The 23,955-nt window shown below is 62.5% G+C and carries 18 protein-coding genes; 2 read left to right on the top strand and 16 right to left on the bottom strand.

The window, feature by feature from the left end; translation table 11 throughout:
- Positions 1-4: 4 nt before the first annotated feature.
- The 7 genes from AWB76_RS18935 to AWB76_RS18905 all read right to left on the bottom strand — a co-directional run bounded on the left by AWB76_RS18935 (position 5) and on the right by AWB76_RS18905 (position 9,368).
- Positions 5-1,024 carry a hypothetical protein gene (locus AWB76_RS18935; RefSeq protein ID WP_061161666.1) on the bottom strand — a complete coding sequence of 340 codons (1,020 nt, stop codon included), beginning with the start codon at positions 1,022-1,024 and terminating at the stop codon, positions 5-7.
- Positions 1,024-2,187, bottom strand: coding sequence for a glycosyltransferase family 4 protein (locus tag AWB76_RS18930; protein ID WP_061161665.1), 1,164 nt, complete (start codon positions 2,185-2,187; stop codon positions 1,024-1,026). Before AWB76_RS18930 ends, AWB76_RS18935 begins: the two co-directional genes overlap by 1 nt.
- Positions 2,188-2,200: 13 nt before the next feature.
- The gene (locus AWB76_RS18925; RefSeq protein WP_061161664.1) at positions 2,201-3,367 is read right to left on the bottom strand and encodes a glycosyltransferase family 4 protein; all 1,167 of its coding nucleotides are present in this window, start codon (positions 3,365-3,367) and stop codon (positions 2,201-2,203) included.
- Positions 3,364-4,434 (bottom strand): SDR family oxidoreductase, encoded by a 1,071-nt coding sequence (locus AWB76_RS18920; RefSeq protein WP_061161663.1) that lies wholly within the window; start codon positions 4,432-4,434, stop codon positions 3,364-3,366. Before AWB76_RS18920 ends, AWB76_RS18925 begins: the two co-directional genes overlap by 4 nt.
- A complete protein-coding gene (locus AWB76_RS18915) occupies positions 4,427-5,638 on the bottom strand; it encodes a glycosyltransferase family 4 protein (protein ID WP_061161729.1) in 1,212 nt (403 codons plus the stop codon). Before AWB76_RS18915 ends, AWB76_RS18920 begins: the two co-directional genes overlap by 8 nt.
- Before the next feature lie 115 nt (positions 5,639-5,753).
- On the bottom strand, positions 5,754-7,031 hold the full coding sequence (tviB, locus tag AWB76_RS18910; RefSeq protein ID WP_061161662.1) for a Vi polysaccharide biosynthesis UDP-N-acetylglucosamine C-6 dehydrogenase TviB: 1,278 nt from the start codon (positions 7,029-7,031) through the stop codon (positions 5,754-5,756).
- A 96-nt stretch (positions 7,032-7,127) separates the two neighbouring features.
- Entirely contained in the window at positions 7,128-9,368 is a 2,241-nt protein-coding gene (locus AWB76_RS18905; RefSeq protein WP_061161661.1) for a polysaccharide biosynthesis tyrosine autokinase, read from the bottom strand.
- Between the two features lie 781 nt (positions 9,369-10,149).
- Between AWB76_RS18905 and AWB76_RS18900 the strand changes: the two genes are divergently transcribed.
- Complete coding sequence (locus tag AWB76_RS18900; protein WP_061161660.1) at positions 10,150-11,283, top strand: MraY family glycosyltransferase; 1,134 nt, start codon at positions 10,150-10,152, stop codon at positions 11,281-11,283.
- A 171-nt stretch (positions 11,284-11,454) separates the two neighbouring features.
- Here AWB76_RS18900 and asnB read toward each other — a convergent pair whose 3' ends face one another.
- The 8 genes from asnB to AWB76_RS18865 form a co-directional block, all read right to left on the bottom strand.
- Positions 11,455-13,476 carry an asparagine synthase (glutamine-hydrolyzing) gene (gene asnB, locus AWB76_RS18895; RefSeq protein ID WP_061161659.1) on the bottom strand — a complete coding sequence of 674 codons (2,022 nt, stop codon included), beginning with the start codon at positions 13,474-13,476 and terminating at the stop codon, positions 11,455-11,457.
- A gap of 46 nt (positions 13,477-13,522) precedes the next feature.
- On the bottom strand, positions 13,523-14,656 hold the full coding sequence (locus tag AWB76_RS18890; protein ID WP_061161658.1) for a glycosyltransferase family 4 protein: 1,134 nt from the start codon (positions 14,654-14,656) through the stop codon (positions 13,523-13,525).
- 213 nt (positions 14,657-14,869) lie between these two features.
- Positions 14,870-16,228 carry a glucosamine inositolphosphorylceramide transferase family protein gene (locus AWB76_RS18885; RefSeq protein WP_061161657.1) on the bottom strand — a complete coding sequence of 453 codons (1,359 nt, stop codon included), beginning with the start codon at positions 16,226-16,228 and terminating at the stop codon, positions 14,870-14,872.
- 619 nt (positions 16,229-16,847) lie between these two features.
- On the bottom strand, positions 16,848-17,201 hold the full coding sequence (locus AWB76_RS40990) for a hypothetical protein (protein WP_167357769.1): 354 nt from the start codon (positions 17,199-17,201) through the stop codon (positions 16,848-16,850).
- 1 nt (position 17,202) lies between these two features.
- Positions 17,203-17,331, bottom strand: a complete 129-nt coding sequence (locus AWB76_RS42725; RefSeq protein ID WP_279616426.1) for a hypothetical protein — start codon at positions 17,329-17,331, stop codon at positions 17,203-17,205.
- A 209-nt stretch (positions 17,332-17,540) separates the two neighbouring features.
- Complete coding sequence (locus tag AWB76_RS18875; RefSeq protein ID WP_061161728.1) at positions 17,541-17,987, bottom strand: NUDIX domain-containing protein; 447 nt, start codon at positions 17,985-17,987, stop codon at positions 17,541-17,543.
- Between the two features lie 350 nt (positions 17,988-18,337).
- On the bottom strand, positions 18,338-20,452 hold the full coding sequence (locus AWB76_RS18870) for a phosphocholine-specific phospholipase C (protein WP_061161656.1): 2,115 nt from the start codon (positions 20,450-20,452) through the stop codon (positions 18,338-18,340).
- A 29-nt stretch (positions 20,453-20,481) separates the two neighbouring features.
- Positions 20,482-20,748, bottom strand: coding sequence for a hypothetical protein (locus tag AWB76_RS18865; RefSeq protein ID WP_157696161.1), 267 nt, complete (start codon positions 20,746-20,748; stop codon positions 20,482-20,484).
- A 152-nt stretch (positions 20,749-20,900) separates the two neighbouring features.
- On the opposite strand from AWB76_RS18865, the gene AWB76_RS18860 reads away from it, so the two are divergent.
- Entirely contained in the window at positions 20,901-22,166 is a 1,266-nt protein-coding gene (locus AWB76_RS18860) for a YbfB/YjiJ family MFS transporter (RefSeq protein WP_374729935.1), read from the top strand.
- A 37-nt stretch (positions 22,167-22,203) separates the two neighbouring features.
- Here the strand turns inward: AWB76_RS18860 and AWB76_RS18855 are convergent, their stop codons facing one another.
- Complete coding sequence (locus tag AWB76_RS18855) at positions 22,204-23,610, bottom strand: replication initiation protein (protein WP_061161654.1); 1,407 nt, start codon at positions 23,608-23,610, stop codon at positions 22,204-22,206.
- Between the last annotated feature and the right edge of the window lie 345 nt (positions 23,611-23,955).

Here is a 23,955-nt window from a genome sequence, read left to right as displayed (position 1 = left end):
GCGTTCACTGCACGAGCCTCAGGTTGGTGACGATGATCTCCGGTCCTGCCTTGTCGTAATCGATGCTCTCCACCGTCGAGAGCTTCGGACTCACCCATGTCGGCGAATGGCTCGCGATCTGCCCGGACACTCTGCGCCCGTTCAGCTTGAGCGACGACACGGCGAACGCCGCATCGCTCGCGCCTTCATCGCGATGATTCGTGATGCCGATATCGACATGCTTGGGCATCGGTCCGACGATCTCTTCCAGCCAGACGATGATTCCGTACCGGCAGTTGCGCGTCGTCGGATTGACAATGCGGATGTTCTCGAGGATGTCCGCATTGCTGTTCGGCTCCGCGTCCAGACCCGCTTCCGGCTGCGTGCCGCCGATGTTCTCCCACAGCGGATTCTCGAACACGATGTTGCGTCCGCTGATGATCGACACGCCCTGGCGGCGGCAGCGGTCCGCGTGATGATTCACCACGCGAATGCCGCTGCTGTACTTGAACCCGACGTTGTAGCTATTGGCGATGTAGATGCCATCGCCCCAGCACCCGATCGTCTTCGGCGAGATGAGCGTCACCTCCGTGCTTCCGGCGATCGAAAAGCCCATGCCGTGACCGTTTTCGCGCAGCTCCGGCTTGGCCGCATTCAGTTCCTTGCTGCCGTCGAGCACCGCGTTCTCGACGCGCACGTTGTTCACGTCCCACAGACGAAAGATCGAATAGAACGACGTGTTGTGCGGCAGCAGCTTGATCGACGCACCCCGCGCGAATCGCACGTGGCTGTTGCGCCGCAGATCGAGCCCCTTGTCGTCGATACGGCACTTGCCCGTGATGAGCAAGGTCGAATCGACGGATCGATCGATGGCCCGCTGCAGCGCGACGCGATCGTTGGTCTTGCCGTCGCCCTTCACGCCGAACGATTTGTCGATGACGACATCGCGCATCTGAGCCGCACGCGCGCCGATGCCCGCCGCGCCCGCACCACCGGCGACGGCGCCCATCAGCAGCGACTGGATCACGCGACGCCGGCCGACCATTACGCTTTTTCTCCCGTCATCGTGCGCGGATACGCCGCGCCCTTGCCTTCATCGCCGCGCGAGCGCGCGCCGAGTTGCGCAAAGATCGCGTCCCACTGGCGCAGGATTGCCGGCGACGAATAGCGCTGCCGCACCGACGCCGCCGCCTTGCGGCCCAGTTCTGCGCGCAACGCTTCGTCCGACATCACGCGCCGCAATGCCTCGATGAGCGCAGCCTTGTCGCCGGGCGGCACGAGCAGGCCGTCCTGGCCATCGCGCGTGAGTTCGCGCGGGCCGCTCTTGCAATCGAACGCGACGGTCGCGAGGCCGAGCGCCATGCCTTCGAGCATCGCCATCGGCAAACCTTCATAGCGCGACGACAGCACGAACGCATCCGAGCGCGCCATCTCTTCCCACGGCGTCGTCGTCTTGCCGGGCATCAGCACGCGTTCGCCCACCTTCAGTTGCGCGACCTGCGTTTCGAGCACCGCGCGTTCCGGACCTTCTCCCCAGATCCACAAATCCCAGCCTGGAAACTCGGGCGCAAGCGTCGCAAACACATCGATAAGCATATCGAACTGTTTTTGCGTGTTGAGCCGCCCGACCGCGACGAGCCGCTTGCGCGCGCTCTTCTCGACGGTCTCGGGCTGCAACAGCAGCAGTTCGTCCGGTAGCGGATTGGGCACCACTTCGATACGCTTCACGCGCGGCACCATCTTCCGGAACGACGCCTCCATGTTATCCGTCAGCAGCGTGAGCAGATCCGCGCTCGGATAAACGAAGCGGCACATCTGGCTCATGAGTTGCGAGCGGCCGTCGGCGGACGGGTCGATGTGCTCGCACGCGATCACCGGAATGCCGAGCCCGCGCGTCGCGAGAATCGTCGTGATGTTCACGTTCGAGAGAAACGATACGACCACATCTGGCGCGCTTTCGCGAATCAGCGCACGCAGCGCGCGAAACCGCGCGGGGTATTGGAGCATGCGCGCGCCGGCCTTCACGCGATCGGCGAGAAACACGCAGCGCACGTTGTCCGCGAGCGGATAGAAGCACGCGCCACGGCCGCTGTACGTGATGACGAGCGTCACCGTATCGCCGCGTTGCGCCCACGCATTGACGAGAGAAGCCGCGACGCGCTCGGCGCCGCCGCTTCCCATCGAACTGACCACGAGCATGATGTTCATCGGTCGTGGCTCCTTATCGTCCGGCAACGGGAACGCGCAGATTCGCGCGGCGCGGAACCTTCACGCCGGATTCTTCGAACACTTCCTGCCATAGCGCAATGGTCTTCGGCAACGCGAACGTGTCGTTGACCGAGGTCGCGCAGTGCGCCATGCGATGACGCTCTGCGTCGTCCTTCATCAGCGTTTCGAGCGACTTCGCGAGCGCGCTCGCATCGCCGACAGGATTCACGAGCAGCCCGTTCGTGCCGTGCGTGACGATCACGCGCGGGCCCGAATCGCAGTCGTAGCTCACGGCGGCGCAACCGCTCGCCATCGCTTCGACGAGCGTCATCGAAAATCCTTCGAAGTGCGAACTGAGCACGTACAGATCCGCGCGCTCGTACCAGTCGGCGACGTTGCCGGCGCGGCCTGGCAGAAACACGCGGCCACGCAGTTTCGCTTCGTCGACGCGGCGTTCGAGACTCGCGCGCGCCAGACCTTCGCCGACGATCACGAGATCCCATTGCGGCAGCGCGCCGGCGATCTTCCTGAACGCATCGATGAGGCTGTCGAAGCCCTTTTCGGGCGACAGCCGTCCGACCGCGAGCAGCAGCTTGCGCTCTTCACGGACGACACTTTTCGGCTCGATGATCGGATTCGTTCGCGCGATGGGCAGCGTGAACGGCGGCGGAATCACCTTGACGTCGGTGCAGCGGCAATGCGTTTCGATCCAGTCGCGGGTCTCATCCGTGAGTGCGACGACCTTGTCCGCGAAGCGATACGTCATGAGCCGCAGACGCTCCCAGAACGGCGTGAGCGGCGCGCGCGGCGGATGCGTGTGCTCGCTCGCGATGATCTTGTACGGCAGGCCGATGCCCGCGAGCACGGCGAGCACGTTGGCGGTCGCCATGACGCCCAGCGCGACGGTCGGCTTGGTCTCGCGCAGCACCTTGCGGAAAGCCAGCACGCGCTTCGCGTTCGAGATCAGCGTGCGCACGAAGCCGCCGCCCTCGACGCCGCCCGCGAGACCCAGCTCGATACGCTTCACGCCCGGATGAAACGGATAGACGTCGCCTTCACCGGCCGTCAGCGTGACGACGGTCACTTCCCAGCCGAGCGCCGCCCACTCGTTCGCGAGATTGGCGGTGACGCGCTCCGCGCCGCCGCCGTGCATCGAGTAGATGAAAACGACTATTTTCATGCGGGCCTCGTCGCCATGTCGGCTTCGACCGGAACGCGGCGCTGCGAAAGGAAGCGGATGTACCACGGCATCGCGATCGCGAGACCATCGGCCAGCGGAATCGCGCTCGCATAGCCGAGCAATTGCGCCGCTTTATCGACGTTCGCCTGCGAATGACGCACGTCGCCCGCGCGGAACGGTGCATATACCGGGCTGCCCTCGTTGATCACACCGTTCTCGGCGAGCTCGCGTTTCAGGCCGTCATACAACTGATTGAGCGTCGTGCGATCGCCGACCGCGACGTTGTAGACCTGATTGCGCGCATCGGCATTCGAGAGCGCCGCGAGGATATTCATCTGCACGACGTTATCGATGAAGCAGAAATCGCGGCTCGTCTCGCCATCGCCGTTAATGGTGACCTGTTCATCGTCGATGAGCGCGGCCGTCCACTTCGGGATCACGGCCGCATACGCGCCGTCCGGATCCTGGCGCTTGCCGAAGACATTGAAGTAGCGCAGGCCGATCGCGTTCAGACCATACGTGCGCGCAAACACCGACGCATACAGCTCGTTGGCGTACTTCGTCACCGCATACGGCGAGAGCGGCTGACCGATGCGATCCTCGACCTTCGGCAGACCCGGATGGTCGCCGTACGTGGAGCTCGATGCCGCATAGGTGAAGCTCTCGACTTTCGCATCGCGCGCGGCGACGAGCATGTTCAGAAAGCCGCTGATGTTGACTTCGTGCGTCGTGATCGGATCGTTCACGGAGCGCGGCACCGAGCCGAGCGCCGCTTCGTGCAGCACGTGCGCGGCGCCTTTCACCGCGGCGCGGCAATCGTCGAGATTGCGGATGTCGCCTTCGATGAAGCTAAAGCGAGCCCATTGCGCAGGCGTCACGAGCGAGCGCACTTCGTCGAGATTGCGCTGATGGCCCGTCGCGAAGTTGTCGAGCCCGACGACTTCCTGGTCGAGCTTCAGCAGCGCTTCGAGCAGATTCGAGCCGATGAAACCGGCGACGCCGGTGATCAGCCACTTCTGCGGATCGCGCGTCAGTTGTTGACGGATCGATTCGTAACGATCAGACATGAAAGTCTCCAAATTTGCCGACGGGCGCGGCGTGTTCGCGGCGCTCGCCTTCGATCGCGATCGAGGGAACCAGCTCGCGATACACGGCAAGCGTCTTCTCGATAACGATGCGTTCGTCGAAATTCTTCAGTGCCTTCTCCCGCGCGGCGAGGCCCAGCGTTCTCGCGAGCGCGCGGTCGTCGTCGAGCTGGCGGATCGCATCGGCGAGCGCGCCTGCATCGCGCACCGGCACCTGCAGTCCATCTACGCCCGACTCGCTGACCACTTCGCGGCAGCCCGGCGCGTCCGTCGTGATCAGCGGCAGCGCACAGCCCGCGGCTTCGATCAACGCTTTCGGCAAGCCTTCGCGATAGCTCGGCAGCACCATCACATCCACTTCCGTGAAGAGCTTCGGCATGTCGCTCACATGACCGAGCCATTCGACGAGCCCTTCCTTGACCCAGCCGTGGACCATCGCCGTGCTCACCGACGCCGGATTACCGTCATCGGGCGAGCCGGCGAGGAGGAAGCGCACGGTGCGGTTCTCGCGCCGCAGCATGCGCGCCGCCTCCACATATTCCTCGATGCCCTTGTCCCACACGAGCCGCGCAGCCAGCAGAATGCGCAGCGGTTTGACCGCATCTTCCGGCGATTCTTCGCGCACCTTGAAGCGGGTGAGATCGACGCCCGATCCTTTGATCAGACGAATCGACTGCTTCTCGACGATGCGCGCGGCCTCGAACAGCTTGATGTCATCCGGGTTCTGCAGCACGAGAATGCTGTCGCGTCCATTCAGCGCCGAGCGCATGACCGTACGCACGATCGGCTTCAGAATACGCGCCTTCAGGTCGCGGCTCGTGAAGACATAGCCCATGCCCGCGACCGCATTCACGCGCGCCGGCACGCCTGCGAGCTTGCTCGCGAACGAGCCGTACACTGCGCTCTTGATCGTGAAGCCGTGCACGAGCTGCGGCTTTTCGCGCTGGAAGAAACGCGCGAGCCACAGCACGAGCGCGAACTCGCGCAGCGGATTCAGGCTGCGCCGGTTCATCGGCACGGCATGCCAGCGAAAGCCCTGATCACGCAACTTCGGGCCGTATTCGCCGTCCGGTGACAACAGAATGACCTCGAAACCCGCATCGCGCAGTTTGCGAGCGAACGAAAGTCGAAAGTTATATAGATACCAATCGGTGTTGGCGTACAGAACTACCTTGGGCATCTTCATTGCGAACTCCGAACGTCCGGTTGACATCGCCGCGGGCAACTCCCGAATCTCGAGAGCCGAACCGCGGCGATGTTGTGCGACGGCCTGCATCGATCAGTGCCGATGCCACCGAACCTCAGAGACGCATGTCGCTCGACTCGGGCGGCAGAACGTACTTGAGGTCGCACAGCACGTGCCGCGACTTGCCGTAGGCGTGGATGCCTTCCGCGCCTTCATCGGCGAACTGCTTGTGCGCCACGGCGAGCACGATCGCGTCGTAGACGCCCTTGGCCGGCTGATCGACCGGATCGATGCCGTACTCGTGATGCGCCTCTTCCTTCGAGACCCACGGGTCGTACACGTCGACCTGGACGCCGTACTCCTTGAGGTCCGCGATGATGTCGACCACGCGCGTGTTGCGCAGGTCCGGGCAGTTCTCCTTGAACGTCAGGCCCATGATCAGCACGCGCGCACCGGAGATGGCGATATCGCGCTTGGTCATCGTCTTCACGAGCTGCGAGACGACGTAGTTGCCCATGCTGTCGTTCAGGCGCCGCCCGGCGAGGATGATTTCCGGGTGATAGCCGATCGCCTGCGCCTTGTGCGTCAGGTAGTACGGATCCACGCCGATGCAGTGGCCGCCGACGAGACCCGGACGGAACGGGATGAAGTTCCACTTCGTGCCGGCCGCGAGCAGCACGGACTCGGTGTCGATGTTCATCTTGTTGAAGATGATCGACAGTTCGTTGATCAGCGCGATGTTCACGTCGCGCTGCGTGTTCTCGATCACTTTCGCTGCTTCCGCCACGCGAATGCTGCTCGCCTTGTGCGTGCCCGCCGTGATGATGCCGCGATACAGCTCGTCGACGAAATCCGCCACTTCGGGCGTCGAACCGGACGTCACTTTCTTGATGTCCGGCAGACGGTGCGACTTGTCGCCCGGGTTGATCCGCTCGGGGCTGTAGCCGACGAAGAAGTCCTCGTTGAACTTCAGGCCCGACATCTTTTCGAGCACCGGCACGCACTCTTCCTCGGTCGCGCCGGGATAAACCGTCGATTCATAGATGACGACGTCGCCCTTCTTCAGCACGCTGCCGATGGTCGTCGACGCGCCGATCAGCGGCGAAAGGTCCGGGCGCTTGTAGTGGTCGATCGGCGTCGGCACGGTCGCGATGAAAACCGTGCAGCTGCGCAGGTCTTCGACTTCGGCGCTGTATTGCATGAGCGTCGCGGAGGCCAGCTCGGCATCGTCGACTTCGAGCGTGACATCACGCCCTTCGCGCAGCGCGTTGATGCGCGCACGGTTGATGTCGAAGCCCACGACGGGATGGCGCTTACCGAATTCGACGGCAAGCGGCAGGCCCACATAACCCAGGCCGACGATACCGAGTTTCAACTCTTGCGGCGAGAACATATTCACTTCTCCTCGTTATACAACTCAGGACATTTGTTTAGTACTGCTTTTTGATTCGGGGTCCAGCACGAGTGGATGCCGGATATGAGTCAGGCCTCAGTCTTTGTCGTCGGCCTTGTAGGCAGCGTAGGCGTAGCCGCCGTACTGGCGCGCCTGGGCATAGTTGCCGTAGTGCACCTTGAAGCCGTTCAACAGAACGCCGGTGACGCTTGCGCCGGACTGTTCGAGCCGTTTCACCGACTCCGAGATTTCACCGGAGCGCGTATCCCCATAACGCGCAACCAGGAAGATCGAACCCGCGACGGGCGCCATGATCGCCGTGTCCGACACCGCCAGAATCGCCGGTGCGTCGAGCAGCACGATGTCGTAGTCCGCCGACGCACGGTTCACCGATTCCGTGAACGCGTCCGACAGGAGCAGCTCGGCCGGGTCCGGCGGATAGAAGCCGCACTGGACGAAGTCGAGGTTGTTCAGCACCGAGCGATGCACGGTTTCCTCGAGCGTCGCGGAACCGTTCACGACATCCACGAGACCCTTGCCGCGCGGCAGGCCGAAGTACTGGTTCAGGTGGCCGCGGCGCAGGTCGCAGTCGACGAGCAGAACACGCTTGCCGCCCGCGGCGAGCAGCGTCGCCAGATTCGCCGAGACGAACGACTTGCCGATGCCGGGCAACGGACCCGCCAGCATCACGACGTTGTTCGGCGCATCCATCAACGCGTACTGCAGGGACGAGCGCATCATGCGCAGGCCTTCCACGGCCGGATCGGTCGGGTAACGCGAAGCGAGTGCGAGCTGTTCCGGCTTCTTCTCGGCGATACGCTTCGCAAGCTCTTTCTGGCGGTCGCTGTCCGGAATCGTCGCGAATACCGAAAGACCCGTCTTCGATTCCAGTTCCTTCGGATCGAGCACGCCCTTGAACAGGAAGTCGCGAGCAAATGCCAGCACGATGCCGATGAAAAGACCAATACCTGCGGCGATCACGAGCACCAGCGCCTTGACCGGCTTGACGGGACGCTCGGGCACTTCGGCATGGTCGAGCAGTTCAACCGTCGGCGTGCGGCCGGCCTTGATGAGGCGCATCGTTTCGATGTTGTTGCGCAAAGCCGAATACACATCGGTGCTCATGCGCACGTCGCGTTGCAGACGAAGCGCGCCTTGCTCGGCCTGCGGCATCGCCTTGACGCGCGCCGCGAGGTCGTTGATGTACTTCTCGGTCGCCGCAATCTGCTGATCGATCACCACCACGCTCGGATGCGACGGCGAGAAGTGCACGGCCAGGTCGGCACGGCGGCGCTTCAGGTCGAGCAACTGCGCGTCGGCCTGGGAAGCCTGCTGCATGACGATGCGGCCTTCTTCGTCCGGATTGAACAGCGTGCGGCTATTGCGATACGCGTTGTAGTTGTCTTCAGCCGATTCCATCTGACGCTTGGCGTCCGGAAGCTGCTGCTCGAGATATTCGAGCGACTTCTCTGCGTTGATGCCACGACGGTCGGCGTTCTGCTTCACATACATGCGCGACAGTTCGTTGATCGTCGCCGCGACGAGCGTCGGATCCTTGCCTTCCAGCGTCGTGCTGATCACGCCCGACTTGTTGCCCTGCTCGGCAATGGCCAGCGAAGCCTGCAAACGGTCGATGGCCGACACGCGCGAGTTACGCGTCAGATCGAATTCAACACCCTTTTCGCCGTGGATGAAGCCCACGAGCAGCGAAATCGGGCCGGCTTCCGTGTCGAAGCGCTGCACGGTGCCGACCTGGCCACCGACGCCCGTCTCGACGCCCGGACCGCGCACCTGATACTGGCCGTTGCCGAGATAGCGCAGCGTGTATTCCTTGCCTTCGTATTTCTTCGGCACGTCGAACGCGGAAACGTCGATGGATTCGGCGCCCCATGCGTAACCGCCGCGGCCGAAGAGACCGGGAGTCGACGTCTCGTCGTTCATGCGTGCGACCATGCCGCCGATGATCGGGAAGCGATGCGGCGCAGCCTGGATATACAGCTTGAGCGCATCGACGACCGGGCCGAGCACAAACTTCGAGCCGATGACCTGGATTTCGCCTTCTGCGGTCGCGCGCTGATCGAACATCGTGGCCGCGGTTCTGACCATGTCGCGCGAGTCGGTCGGCGGCGCATTGCTCGAGTCGTCGACCTTGACGAGCATGCCAGCCTGGTAAATCGGGGCCGAGAAGTACGCGTACACCACCCCGATGCTGAAGACGACCGCTACGGTCGCCGCGATCATCTTCCAGTGACGGCCCAGCGTTTCGAGAATCGACGTGAGCTCGATCTCTTTGTCGGTCTCGGCCGTTACGGCTGACGCCTGATTTTTAACTTTCATAGAACGTCTCGTTACAGGCTCTTATGGGACCGGCGCGCGTCATGCGCACCGGATGCGGATCGAAACACCTGCGAGCGCCCAAAGGGCGCAAACACCTTTTGCTTATTCTTGAATTCAGGCCTGCATTCGGAGCCGTTAAAATCCCGCTCCGGCATTGCAGTGGTATTGAAACACACGACTCAACAAAAGAGAAATTCCACCAGACGATTTTTGTTGTTTATCGAACCTTTCAATGCGACCGAATGTTCGCTTTACCGCTTTTAAGAATTTATTGAGTATGCTGGCCATTTGAACAAATCGAAAACTACCACAGCGCGGATTCTTGTATGCGCGGCACCGCACACATGATTGCTGTTAATAGAATTGCGAATTTTATGAAGAAAGCCAGTTTAGCCTGTGTTCGATTTCCGGACATTTTTTCGCTCACGCTCCAGCCGTTTCGGGCCTATGCTAGCGGTAGAGACGGCGCAACACCGCTTCCTCCGCGGAAAATCGTACCGACCCCCAAACAAAATGCGAGCGAAAGTGGGCTTGCGCACCGACAACACTCGATTTTCAAAAAGGCGGATATTAAGTCCTTTATATGAAATCAGTGTTTTCTTCCCGATTATAAAATCGGTTTGTATGAATAATTGGGGGAAGTCCCGATATAATCAAAGTAGGCTCGGTTTCACACATTAAAACGCCATAAATGCGTGGACAATGGCAGGGGTAGTACCTACCATAGGCTTTCGGGTTTTGAAATTCGAAAAGAGATGCGCCCTCTTCGTGAGTGAAAAAAATGTTAAACCTTGCGCTTGGCTTCATCAGTTCTTTCTGCATGACGCTACTTATAGTTAGATTCGCGGGGCGCTACGGGGCGCTCTCCCTGGATCATGATTTGAACGGGGTTCAAAAGAATCATTCTCATCCGGTCCCCAGAATCGGCGGCATTGCATTGATGGTCGCGGCCTGCGTGACCTTTCCCATCGCAGCGATCTTCGGCGGCAATCCGCGCGACGAGTCCCTTTTGCTGCTGCTCTGCGCGGCGCCCGCGTTCGGCAGCGGCGTGATCGAGGATCTGACCAAGCGCGTCAGCGTGCGGGCGCGCCTTCTGTGCGCGATGCTCGCGGGGCTGCTGGGCGTGTTCGTGCTCGGCGGCGTGGTCGGCCGCGTGGATCTGCCGCTCGTCGACCCGATCCTCACCGTCACGCCCATCGCGATCGGTCTCACGGTGCTCGCTGTCGCCGGCCTCACCAATGCGGTCAATATCATCGATGGTTTCAACGGACTCGCCGCAGTCGTCGCGATTCTGATTTTCGGTTCGATCGGTTATGTCGCGCATGAAGTCGGCGATTTGCTCGTGATGAGCACGGCGCTCACGATGATCGGCGCAATCGGCGGTTTTGCGATCTGGAATTATCCGGCGGCATCGATTTTCCTCGGCGATGGCGGTGCTTATTTCATCGGCTTCACGATTGCCGAGTTGCTCGTGCTGCTGGTCGCGCGTCATCCGAATGTCTGCGCGTGGTACGCGATGGTCGTCGCGATCTATCCGCTCTTCGAAACGCTCTTCTCGATCTACCGCCGCCGCATCGTGCGCGGTCGTCCGGTCGGCGCGCCCGACGGCATCCACCTGCACACGCTCATCTTCAAGCGCGTCGTGGGCAAGGGCACGGACCCGCGTCAGCGTCAGCGCCGCAACGCGCGCACGTCGCCGTATCTGTGGGTGTTGAGCATGATCGGCATCGTGCCGGCGTCGCTCTTCTGGCACAACCCGGTCGTGCTTGCAGTGACGGCGGTCGTGTTCGCGGTCGCGTATGTCTGGCTCTACACGGCGATCGTGCGGTTCAAGACGCCGCGATGGCTCGTCGGCAGTCAGCGGCGCAGTGTCGTCGCCAGCACCGTTGCCGAGCAAACGACGCATCACAAGTGATCCTAAGTAGCTGGTTGTGACGGAAAGATAAAGGCCCCGGTCGAAACGACCGGGGCTTTTTTGTTTGAGATGTGCCGGCAAGCGCCGCTTCAATCGCCGATGAATCGCGCATAAAGAAAAAGGCCCTGGTCTTTTCAGACCAAGGCCTTCGTCATTCAAAGTCCGTCTATATCAGCTTGCGATTCCGGCGAGATCCGCCGTGCGCGACGTGAAGAGCGGGATCGACGATGCCTGCTGATGCTCCAGCCACTGCTGGAACATCAGCACGTTCCACAGTTGACGATGCCAGTTCTGCTCGCCCGACAGATGCTGCTGCCATTTCGCGCGCACGGTGGCCGCATCGAAGAAGCCTTCGCGACGCAGCCGCGACGCGTCGAGCAGCGCTTCCGCCCAGTCGCGCAGCTCGCCGCGCAGCCAGTGCGTGATCGGCACGCCGAAGCCTTGCTTGGGCCGCTCGATCATCGCGCGCGGCACATGGCGATACAGCACCTGGCGCAGCGCCCATTTGGTCTGGCCGTCGCGCACCTTCATCGACTGCGGCAGACGCCACGCGAATTCCACGACGCGATGATCGAGGAACGGCACGCGCGTTTCGAGCGAGACGCCCATCGCGGCGCGATCGACCTTCGTGAGAATGTCGTCGGGCAGATAGGTGATCATGTCGAGCGCCATCATGCGCTGCACGTCGTCGAGGCCGGTGAACGCGGGCGCATTGCCGGTCATCAGCGTGGGCGGTTGATAGCCGCCGATCACGAGCGCGGCCGGGTCGTTCCATTGCGACATGAGATGCAGATACACCTCGTCGCGCGACTGGCACGACAGCAGCTCCGCGCCCTTGTGCAGCTTGTCGCCGACCTTCACGCCGCGCAGCGACGACGGCAGGATCGGTTCCATCAGCCCCGCCATGCTGTTCCAGCGCTTGGGCGAAATCCCGGCGATGCCGGATGCCGCCAGCTTGCGCAACGGCGCCGGCATCATCGTCATCTTGTCCCACATGCCGGGCGCGGTCTTGTAACGCTGATAGCCGCAGAAGAGTTCGTCGCCCGCATCGCCGGACAGCGAGACCGTCACGTGCTGGCGCGCGAGTTGCGAAACGAGAAAGGTCGGCACCTGCGATGAATCCGCGAACGGCTCATCGTAAAGCTCGGGCAGGCGCGGAATGACGTCGAGCGCCTGGCGCGCGGTCACATACATCTCGGTGTGTTCGGTGCCGAGATGCGCCGAGACCGCCTTCGCGAGCTTGGCCTCGTCGAAGTCGCTTTCATTGAAGCCGATGGTGAACGTCTTGACCGGACGCGACGATTGCTTCTGCATCAACGCGACGATCGTCGACGAATCCACGCCGCCCGACAGGAACGCGCCGAGCGGCACGTCGGAGAGCATCTGCTGGCGGATCGCGTCCGTGAGCAAGTGCTCCAGTTCATCGACGGCGTCTTCCGGACTGCCCGCGAAGCCGCGCGCAGCGCCGTTCACAGCCGCTTCGACGCCCGACCAGTAGGCCCAGACGCGCGGCTCGCGCCGTTCGAGCGACACTGTGAGCATCTTGCCCGGTTCGAGCTTGCGGATGCCGTCGAAAATGGAATACGGCGACGGCACGCAGCCGTGGCGGATCTGCAGCGTCAATGCGCCGCGATCGACGTTGTTATCGAACGCGGGATGCGCACGCAGTCCCTTGAGCTCGGAGCCGAACAGGAACACGGCGTCGTCGCCCTGCCCTTGCCAGCCGTAGTAGATCGGCTTTTCGCCGAGCCGGTCGCGCGCGAGCGTGAGCTGGCATTCCTGCCGGTCCCACACAGCGAACGCGAACATGCCGACGGCACGCTCGATCGTCGCCTGAACGCCCCAGGCATCGAAGCCCGCGATCAGCGTTTCGGTGTCGGAGCTGCCGCGCCACGCGGGCGCGCGCTGCGTGTCTTCGAGTTCATCGCGCAGATCGAGGTGGTTGTAGATCTCGCCATTGAAGGCGATCACATAACGCCCGCTGCTCGACGCCATCGGCTGATGCCCTGCCGACGAAAGATCGATGATCGCCAGCCGCCGATGACCGAGCGCAATGCCGCGCAGGTCGTCAGTCCACTCGCCCGCGTCGTCGGGCCCGCGATAGGCGATGGCCAGCGCCATCTTACGCACCGTTGTCTTCGAGTCGTCCGGGCCGAAGCCGCGTCCACCCAGAAAGCCGACGATACCGCACATGTTCGTTCTCCTTACGATGCGGCCATAGGCCACGCTGATGCGATGCTCATTTCTCTTCGACGAGCCGCAGGTAGATATCTTCGAAACGCTCGCGCGCGCGCATCATCGTGAATTCGGCGTGGATGCGCGCCTTCGCGAGCTGACCGAGGCGGATGCGCTCGTCGGGTTTCATGTCGACGATACGGTCGAGCCCCGCCGCGAGCGCGTCGCTGTTTTCCTTCTCGACGACCACGCCCGTATTGGCGACGAGCATGGCCGCATCGCCCACGTCGGTGACGACGCATGGCAGCGCCATCGCCATCGCTTCGCCGACCACGTTCGGGAAGCCCTCCGTGCGCGACGACAGGCAGAACACGTCCATCGCGGAAAGACACGCGGGCACATCGCGCCGCTCGCCGAGCAGCACGAAGCGCGAGGCGAATCCCGTCTGCGCGATCCAGTCCCCGAGCTCGCGATTGTTCGCGTCGAGATCGCGGCCGACCAGCATGAAGCGCACGTCGGGATGGCGCGCGGCGAGCATGCCCGCCGCGCGCACGAAATTCTGATGATCCTTCACCGGATGAAAGCGCCCGAGAATGCCGACGACGACCGCGCGCTCGTCGAAGCCGCATTGCTCGCGGATCGCGCTGCGCTGTTCGGGCGTGGCGCACAGGCGCGCGACGTCGAATCCGTTCGGCACGACCATCATGCGGCTCGCGTCATAGCCGACGGAAACATGAGCGCGTCGCGATGCTTCGGCCGCGCAGACGATCGTCTGCGGCACGTAGTACGACAGCCACGCGCAGATCTTGCGCAGCAGCACGGTCACGCGCGAGCCGCCCGATCGGACATCGGTGGTGCGCACGCCCCAGACGATGCGCTTGTGCGCCGCGATCCGTCCGGCGAGGCCGCCGAGAAAATCGGCGTGATACATCCACGTTTGAATGATGTCGGGACGCACTTCGCGAATCAGCTTGACGAGGTGCATCAACGCGCGCGGAAAGCCGAGCGGGGATTTCATGCCGAGGCTATGCACTTCGATGCCGCGCGCGGCGAGTTCTTCGCCGATCTTGCCGGTCGTCGTCAGCGAGCAGACGACGTGACGAAACCGCGGATGTTCGATATGCGACTCGATGAGGCGCTGAAGCATGCGTTCAGCGCCGTCCGCATTGAGCGCAACGATGACATGGAGGAGCTTCATGGTCCCGGCTGCCGTTTTTCTACGATGGGCCCGTCTCCAGGCAACCGACGCGCGTCGCTGGCGGCAATGCTTGTGCTGACGGGTGTGTTTTATGACGATGGGCTGCCTCGCCGGAACACGCTCCGGCGAGTCATCAATGTAAGCCGGCGCGGTGGCACGCACTGTGCGACGTGCCACACGCCGGTCGTCCTCCCCGGGCGCCTCCGGTGGATGTCACGCACGCCTCATCGCGCCGCGCCACGGATTCCACTTGCGCAGTTGCGTCTTGAGATCGATGACCGTGATCCCGCCGACCGCATTCCACGTATGCAGCCCCTGATGACCGCGCGGCGGCGTGCGAACCGACACCGTGCGCTCGGCGTAGGTCGTCGTCGTGAGCTCGGTGATTTCGCGGAAAGTCAGCGCCGCGCCGTATTCGCGCTCGCAGTTCTGCGCGGGGCGAATCAGGCGGTTCTGGCCATCCTTGAACAGGTTGCCGGCCATGCGCGCGAGACGGCAGTCCGAGACGACCGGATTCATCGGATGCGCGGTCCATTCGCCGAACGGGCTGTCGGAATAGAAAATCGACAGTTCGTCCCAGTTCGATCCGCCATCCTCCGTCATGCTCGTGAACATCCACCACGTCTTGCCGTCGTGATGAAGCGTCGTATCGGCCGCGACGACGTCGCGCATGATCACCTTGTGCAGCACCCAGTCGGTCGGAAATGCCGCGGCGCGATACATCTCGATCGTGCGATTGCCGCAGGTCTCCGGAATCATGAAGACCTCGCCCTCATGCTCGAAGAGGAACGGGTACGACAGGTGATAGCTCTTGTCGAGCACGACGCGCGGCGTCTCCTGCCATGTCTGCGTGGCGGGATCGAACGCGATATGGCTGATCGTGCCGCGATTCGTGTCGTAAGGCAGGCTCTCGAAGAACAGGTGGTAGTCGCCGTTCTTGCCGCGCCAGAGGAACGGATCGGCATGGAATTGCGACGTCATGCCGGGCAGCGTGACCCAGTTGCGGCTTTCGTCGCCATCGGCGCCGCTCTCGATGCGCGGCTCGGCGGGCGTGTCGGTGCGGCGATACGCCAGCACCCAATGTCCGCGCTGAACGAGCAGCTTGAGCGGCTGGTTCAGCACCTTGCGTCCGAGATGCCGCAGCCCGAAGAACGCCGACGTGAACGGCGACAGCTGTGCCGGCCGCGACTTCGCCTTGACGAGCGGAAGCTCGCGCACGGACGCGGTGGCCTCGAGACGCTTCTGCGCCCGGTCGATGAGCACGGCGACGCGCCGCAGACTCGTCTGAAGCGACTTCTGGAAGAAGAGCTTCTCCGGAATCGCGACATAGGATTCGGCGAGCAGTCTCATTTCGCCGGACTCGGGTGACTTCCAGACGATCTGGATATGCGGCGTCCGGCATTGGAGAAGCGCCCTCCACAGCGCTTCGATGTTCTCATAGCCGTCGTACAGCACGATGATCGGAGCACGCGCGTGAACGTCGCCTCGTGGTGCCTCGACGGAGTCACCATAGAGCCGCTTTTCGATGCGCGTCCACCACTCGAGCACGGAAGGATATGCGGTTTGCGCCATTTTCTTTCCCTCAGACAGCAGCGGATTCGCCAGTCGATCGAATTGCGATCTTTAGCTAAGCGCTTAACTGTCTTTATATGTGTTGTAGTCCGGCGCTTTCGAAATGATGAACATACATTTCATGATGATGCCGGCGAAGAAAGACTAGAGTCTGGGGAAGGTGCTTGCGGTGCGCTATCGCACACAGTTGCGACAGCTAAATAATGCGAGGGATTTTGAACGGCTGTGCAGATATCGACGGCGCGGCGCATGGGCCGGCGCGCTCGGAGCGGCGCGCTTCGCGGATCTGGCGGAAGACCTAACTTGTTGGCGGAACGGGAAAATTGGTCCTGGGTCAGGGTTCGTCACGGCGCACGGCGACTTCGCGCCTGCGATACCACGTGGGCCGCTTGTGAGCAGGCTTGCTCATTTCATCTGCCTTATGCTTGGAAGAAGGCGAAAAGATAATTTCGAACACGGCCAGCAATGCGAGACCGATTATTGCGAAAAAAACAATTGCGCCTATGACACCGCCTACCGACATGCTTCCTCCGCGCTCGTCCGCGTTGAATCAAGCATTTGATAAATCCCGCTGCTGAAAGTTTTGGCCGAATGATGTTTTTAATTATTACCGATTATATCACATCGCAATTCGACTGATTCTGACTTCACGGACCCATATGGATGATTTTCGGACAAACCCTGCGCGTGCAAATCCCTGAACAAAAGGGTGAAAGCGCATCTGTTCCACCGACCGTGCGCCCCGCTCCCCTGTGAGGTGCCCGCCCGGCGCGGCGCGATGCGCCCCAGGCAGCGTGCGGGCGGTGGCATCCGCGATTAAATCGGCAATCGAAGCACCATTATTTATTCGATCGAGGCGGATTTCGAAAGACAGCATTGCACCATTCGAATGCCCGAGCCTGATATTCGACCGGGCGCCGACAGCCACATCTATTTGACCGACAATTAATCGGTCAGGTAGACGGAAACGCATTTCACGCGAGTCGTTCTTTCTCGGCCGGTTTCTCGGACGTTGTCAAAAGAATGTCCGCGACAGCCAGCAACGAGAGACTCACCACGGCCACGAATCCGACGGTCCCGGCGAACATACTGATGAGCTTCATGGGTTCCTCCGCCTGCCAAAGGGCGAATGCTTCCGTTGCTCAGGATTGCGGCAAGCGCCCAGCCACCACACGCCGGACTGCCAGCAACCATTCCAACGTAAGCATAGGCGCAACTTCGCCGAAAAAGTATTCATTTTTCGGCAAAATATGCGCCCACGCCTTTGAACAGACGAGAAAAATCGTCCGATCTGACGAAAAGACGATGCGATTCAGCGCCCGCGCCTGCCGAAGCCCGCCGCCACTTCCGCTTCGTCGTCGCGATGATTCCACGCGTGCCGCGCGGACTCGCGGCTGCCGCCCATCGCCCGGCTCAGGATGGCGCGCGTGCCCGGCGTCGCGCTGACATGCGCGAGCTGAGCCGCTTCGACCCACAGCAATTCGTGGAACCGGCCGCCGGCTTTCGGCCTCAGATGCACCTCGTCCGGTATCGCGATCCGGAAAACATGATGCATATGATGCGCCGACGCCTGCTGAAACAGAAACGCGGCGGCGCTCGCCTCCACGCCGGTGTCTTCGTGCAGCGCTCGGATCGCTGCGACAATCGTCAATTCGTCGAATGCCACCGTTCCGCCTGGCAGCAACCACGGTCCGCCACGCTCCCGGACCAGCAGCACTGACTGGCGACGAACCAGCAGCACAGTTGCTCGTTCTCTCATCCCCGTCTCCGTGTTGCACTCCAATTCGTTGTTGGATTGACGTGCGATACGACGCGCGACGTGCCATTTTGATTTCATCGTCGCGTCGATCTCAGGCGTGAATTGGCGTGCACGTTCGATCTTCACAGGGTTCGAGACGCTTCGCAATGCGTGATCGCCCACGTATGTGCGCTGCACGACGAGGCGTCATCGGAAAAAACGCCCGCAATGGCAGACTAGTGGGAGTGGGCCGGAAGGCCCGAGAGCCGCCTGTGCAGCGGATGACGGGAAAATTGCGATGCCGGGACGCGGCCGCGCGCAGGTTTCGAGCGCGCGCGGCCGGCAATGCTTACCGTGTTTCTCGCGCGACGTCAGGCTCCGAAAGCGGGATCGCTCATGCTGTCGCGGCCGGTCTCGACGTGACCGGCGAGGCGTCGGAGAAACGCGGCATCCGTGTCGACCGTGACGTCGATGTCGTACCAGCCATGCGCATCGCGCAGATCGAGGTAGAGCTGCGCGGTGTCGCCGCCGCGTACGCGTCGCGTGATCGTCTTCGACGGATCGTAGGCATTGACCACGCTGAAGGTGCACGCGGCCGTGCCGCGATTCGCGAGCCGCAGTTGCAGATTGCCGTTCGCGACGTCGTACCCTTCCACGACGTCCGGCGCGGCCTGCTCGCGTGACCACCAGCCGTGCTGCTGCGCGAGCGCTTTACCCGCGATCCGACGCAGAAACCCATTGGGGCCATGCACGACGAAATCGAAGCTGCCGTCCGGATTCGCCGCGACGCGGTCCGCGAGGCGCTTGCGCGCTTCGACCGTGTAGGTGCGCGGCGCATCCGTGCTGGCGTTGCGATAGAGCAGAAAGACGGCGCCCGCGCTGCCCGTGTTGATGAAATCGAACGAAACGGTATCTTTCGATGCGTCCGCCCGCGTGCGCACGAAAAGCTCGTACGGCAACGCGCGCGCGGCGCGCACGCCGGACTCCTGCTTCGGCAGCGCCTGCGCCGCGGGCGGAACGGGCACGTAGTCCGGATGGCGCAGCTTGTCGGGCGGAACGTAGCCGCTCGTGCCCGGCAGCGTGGGCATCGCGCTGTTCGGATTGCGGAAGTCGAACGCGGACGTCAGATCGCCGCAAATCGCGCGGCGCCACGGCGAGATGTTCGGCTCGGCGAGACTGTGCGCGCGCCCGAAGCGCTTCTGGATGAAGCGGATCACCGAGGTATGGTCGAAGGTTTCGGAACACACCCAGCCGCCCTTGGACCACGGCGACACGACGAGCATCGGCACGCGCGCGCCGAGGCCATACGGTCCGCTCGCGTATTTGGCGCTGCCCGGAAAGATTTCCGCGCTGGTATCGACGGTCGAGAGGCCGTTCGCGCTGGAAGCCGGCGGAAACGGCGGCACGACGTGATCGAAGAAGCCGTCGTTCTCGTCGTAGTTGATGAGCAGCGCTGTCTTGCTCCACAGATCCGGGTTCGATGTCAGCACCTGCAACACCTGATCGACGTACCAGGCGCCGTAGTTCGCGGGCCAGTTCGGATGCTCTGAGAACGCCTCGGGCGCGACGATCCACGAGACTTGCGGCAGCGTGCCGGCCTGCACGTCGCGCTTCAGGATCGAGAAGTAGTCGTCGCCGGCGGCCGCGTTCGTGCCGCGACGCGCCTTTTCATAGAGCGGGGTGCCGGGCTGCGCGTTCTGATACTGCGTGAAGTAGAGAAGCGAGTTGTCGCCGTAATTGCCGATGTACGCGTCGTCCGTCCAGCCCCAGGCGTTCTTCGCATCGAGCCCGTTGCCGATGTCCTGATAGACCTTCCACGAGATGCCCGCGCGCTCCAGCACTTCGGGAAACGTGGACCAGCCGTAGCCCGCTTCCGCATTGTCGACGACCGGGCCGCCGCCCGTGCCGTCGTTCCCGACATAGCCCGTCCACATGTAATAGCGGTTCGGATCGGTCGACGTGTTGGTCGAGCAGTGATACGCGTCGCAGATCGTGAAGGCGTCGGCGAGCTGATAGTGGAACGGGATGTCGTCGCGTTGCAGGTGCGCCATCGTCGTCGTGCCTTTGAACGGCACCCACTGGTCGTAGAGACCGCCGTGGAATGCGCCCTTCCCGTCCGTCCAGCCGTGCGGCAGATCCTGCAGGAATTGCAGGCCGAGGTTCGATGCGTCCGGATGAAACGGCAGCACTTCGCCCGCGCCGGCCGCGATCGGCTGATTGAAAACCGGCTTGCCGCTCGGCAGCGTCACGGCGCTTTTGTCGCCGAAGCCGCGCACGCCGCGCAAGGTGCCGAAGTAATGGTCGAAGGAGCGGTTCTCCTGCATCAGCACGACGATATGCTCGATGTCCTCGATCGATCCATGACGATTGTTCGCGGGAATCGCGAGCGCCTGGCGAATGCCGAGCGGCATCACGTTCAACGCGGCGGTCGCGCCTGCGGCCTCGACGGCCGCGCGCAGAAAGTCACGACGGTTCTTGTTTTTCATTCGTGTTGGCGGGGAAGTGAAAGGAAGGGTCAGTCGACAGTGTGAATCACCGGCGTCGCGAGCGGCTCCGATGCGGCTCGTGCCATTGCGGGTTGCGTGGGCTGATCGGATGCGCGGGTCGTGGCCTGCTTTGCCCAGTCCTGAAGCTCGCTCGTTTGAGTCGCGGCGGGCGCGTCGTTCGTTGCGTCGACGGGTGTCGATGTTTGCGCCGCGCGCTCGCCGCATCCGCAAACGCTTGCGCAGACGCACACGACGAAACACGCCACGAGGATGTGGCGGCTTGCAACAGTCGACATCGGCTTCTCCGGCAGGGTCGCGCAGATCGATACAGCGCTGCGAAGCATAGCCACGGCTTGTGTAAGCAATGTGACCGATCCGCGCGATACCATAGGGCCGCAGATCGACGGCACGACAACAAGACGAATCGCCATTAGAGGACGACAAGAGCGTGATACAGCGTGACGATGCGAACGGAGAACTTCGCAAGGAACTGGCCGGGGACGAGGCGGCCGGTCGCAGCCAGGCGCTGCTTCTCGCGATAGCGCTGTCGCTCGGCAGCGCCATCGCGCTCGGGCTCGCGCGCTTTTCCTACGCGCTGCTGCTCCCGCCGATGCGCCTCGATCTCGCATGGAACTTCGCCCAGGCCGGCGCGATGAACACGGCGAACGCATTCGGCTATCTGCTCGGCGCGCTGGCGTTCTCGCGATTGTCGATACGCCTGCCGTCATGCACGCTGTTCGTCGCCGGCTGCGCGCTCACGGCGCTTCTGATGGCGGCGAGCGGCGCCACGACCGATACCGACGCCCTGCTCGCGTTGCGCGTCGCGACGGGCATCGGCAGCGCGCTCGTGTTCGTGAGCGGCGGCGTGCTCGCGGCGCGGCTTGCATCGATATCGCCGCGCGATGCCGGGCTCGTGATCGGCCTCTATTACGGCGGCACGGGCTGGGGCATCGTGATCTCGTCGATCGCCGTTCCGCTCACGGTGCTGCCGGTCGCGCACGGGTGGCGCTTCGCGTGGTTCGCGCTCGCGGCGGCTTGCGCCGCGTGCTCCGGCGCCGCGATCTGGGCGGCGCGGCGAATAGAGTCCGCGCAACCGCCTGCGTCGGCGCGTCATGGCGCTCAAGCCGCATCGGGCACGCCGGTCCAACGTCGGCGTTTCGCGCTCGCGCTCGCCGGATACGCGTGCTTTGGCATCGGGTATATCGGCTACATGACGTTCATCGTCGCCCTGCTTCGCAACGCGGGCATGAGCGCGACGGTGGTGACCGGCTTCTATATCCTGCTCGGCGTGGCGACGGTGGTGTCGGCGCGGATGTGGTCGGGGCTGCTCGACCGTATGCGCGGCGGGCAGGCGCTCGCGATCCTCAACGGCCTGCTCGCGACGGCGACGCTCATTCCCGCGATGCTCGCGCATCCGTTCGCGGCGTTCGTGTCGGGCACGCTGTTCGGCGCGACGTTTCTGTCGGCGGTGGCATCGACGACGGCATTCGTGCGGCACAACTTGCCGGCGGCTCAGTGGCCAAGAGGAATCAATGCATTCACGATCGTGTTCGCGCTCGGGCAGATCGTCGGTCCGGTCGTGATCGGACGTGTGTCGGATAGCGCGGGGCTGACGCGCGGCCTCGTCTATTCCGCGCTCGTGCTGACGGCGGGCGCTCTGCTCGCGGCTTGTCAAAAGCCGTTGAAGCTGGTTCAGCGTCGAAATGACGAATGATTCGGACTTCGAATGAATTCGCGATGCTTCGCGAGATTCAGATCCTGCTGCTCACACGTGCCTTTTTCATCTTCGCGTAGACATGCGAACAGAAGGCGTCAGCGACCACGCGATTGACCGTGAGAATGTTATCGGCACTCAGGCTTTCGCGTGAAAGGCCCTGCTTCTCGATAAGCCGTTGCGGAATCAACTGGCTCACGAACGAGTGGCACAACTCCTTGCGCGCGGGCGCATCGACCGATTCGAAGTAGTCGCGGCCGGCGCGAATCTCCTCGCTCATCTTGGCCCTGGCCGTATCGTTCTGCGCCTGAATGCTCGCTTCGAGTTTGGCCTGCGTCGTATCGCGTGAGCGGCGTTGCTTCCCTTCGTCCTCGAGTTGCTTCGCCTTGATCGACGCCATCTTCCGGTCCGCTTCGCCGATGCGGTAATTCCCCTCCAGCGCCTTGAACAGATAGCCGCGCGGGCTGACCGTCACCTTGCCTTCGTTGAGCTTGTGGCGCGTGTACTCGATCGCTTGCTCGAGCCGCTCGTCGGTCCACACGTCGCGGCGCTTCGCGAGACGCTCGAAGTCGGGGGTATCGAAGGCGAATTCGTTGTGCAGGAGGAGGTACATCGAATCCTGGATGCCGGCGCGCGCTGCATCGGCGCCCTGCTTCTTCGTGAAGCGGAAACGGATTTTCAGCTTGTCCGCGGCGACGCGATCGGCGTTGGGCTCCCAACTGACATCGAAGTCGGACACTTCATTGAGCTGGTCGATGGCGGGCGTGAGGAAATGCTTCTTGAATTCCTTCACTTCCTTGCGCGATTCGCCGACCTTTCCCGGCCACTCAAGCACGTCGTCGAAAGCGAACCACTCGGTGACGCCGTGACCTTCGCAGGGGATGAGGCGGTCGTAGATCGCACGGGCGAGCGAGAGCGAAAAGGCCGTCGATGCACGCAGGCTCAACCAGTGAGCCTTGTACGGACTGATCAGATATTTGATGACGCGCCCCGAAAGCAGGACGCAAACGACATTGCGTTCGATGTAGCAGTCGCCCAGCAGACTGATGGTGCCCCACGAGTCCTTTTCGGTCAGTTCCTCGATCGACGGCGCCGTCATGATTTCGACGCGTGCCCGAGCTGCGGCTCGCATCTGCGCGATCAGATGACTGTGATTGCGGCTGTCGTAACGCATCAGCCACTTGAAGTAGTTGACGTCGGCCGTGAAGGTGTAGACCTTATCGTCGATGAGCTCTTCGGGTGCCTTCGTCGCGACAATGAAATAGGCCGCATCGAGCACGCGCCGGGCGGCGATGCCTAGCCCGCCGACCCGCGTGAAGATGTTGTTGCGCAGGAAACCAATGTCCCTCGTCGACTCGCAGATCGCCGATCCTTGTCCGGACATGTCTTCATAAATGTCCAGCGCCAGTTGCTGCGGCGTGACAGTGAGGTCTTGGTTTTCCATGCTTCGGATTCGGCTTCGATCCCCGGCACTCTATCAGGCGAGCAGGGGGTGTCAACACAAAAACCACCCCCGTGTTACCTCATGGCATTTGCACAAAAAGCGCCCCCTTCTGCTGATGCGAGCACAATTTCCGTCCTGCTCTGCACAAATTCCGCCCCCCGCTGCCCAATTTGCGGATTTTTCAGCACAAAAACCGTCCTGTGCATCACAAAAAGCGTCCCTATCCACAGGGTTTGTCGTTGTTTTTCAAGGGAAAGTGGGAACCCTGTTTGTAGGTTGGCGGGTCTAGGTTTACAAAAAACAAAACGAACTGCGGTTGCAGTTTACGCAGCCCGGCTGTTTTCC

This window comes from Caballeronia temeraria (genome assembly GCF_001544795.2).
GTDB classification, from domain to species: domain Bacteria; phylum Pseudomonadota; class Gammaproteobacteria; order Burkholderiales; family Burkholderiaceae; genus Caballeronia; species Caballeronia temeraria.
The sequence above is the reverse complement of the archived record's forward strand: the minus strand, read 5'-3'. Positions and strand labels throughout refer to the sequence as shown.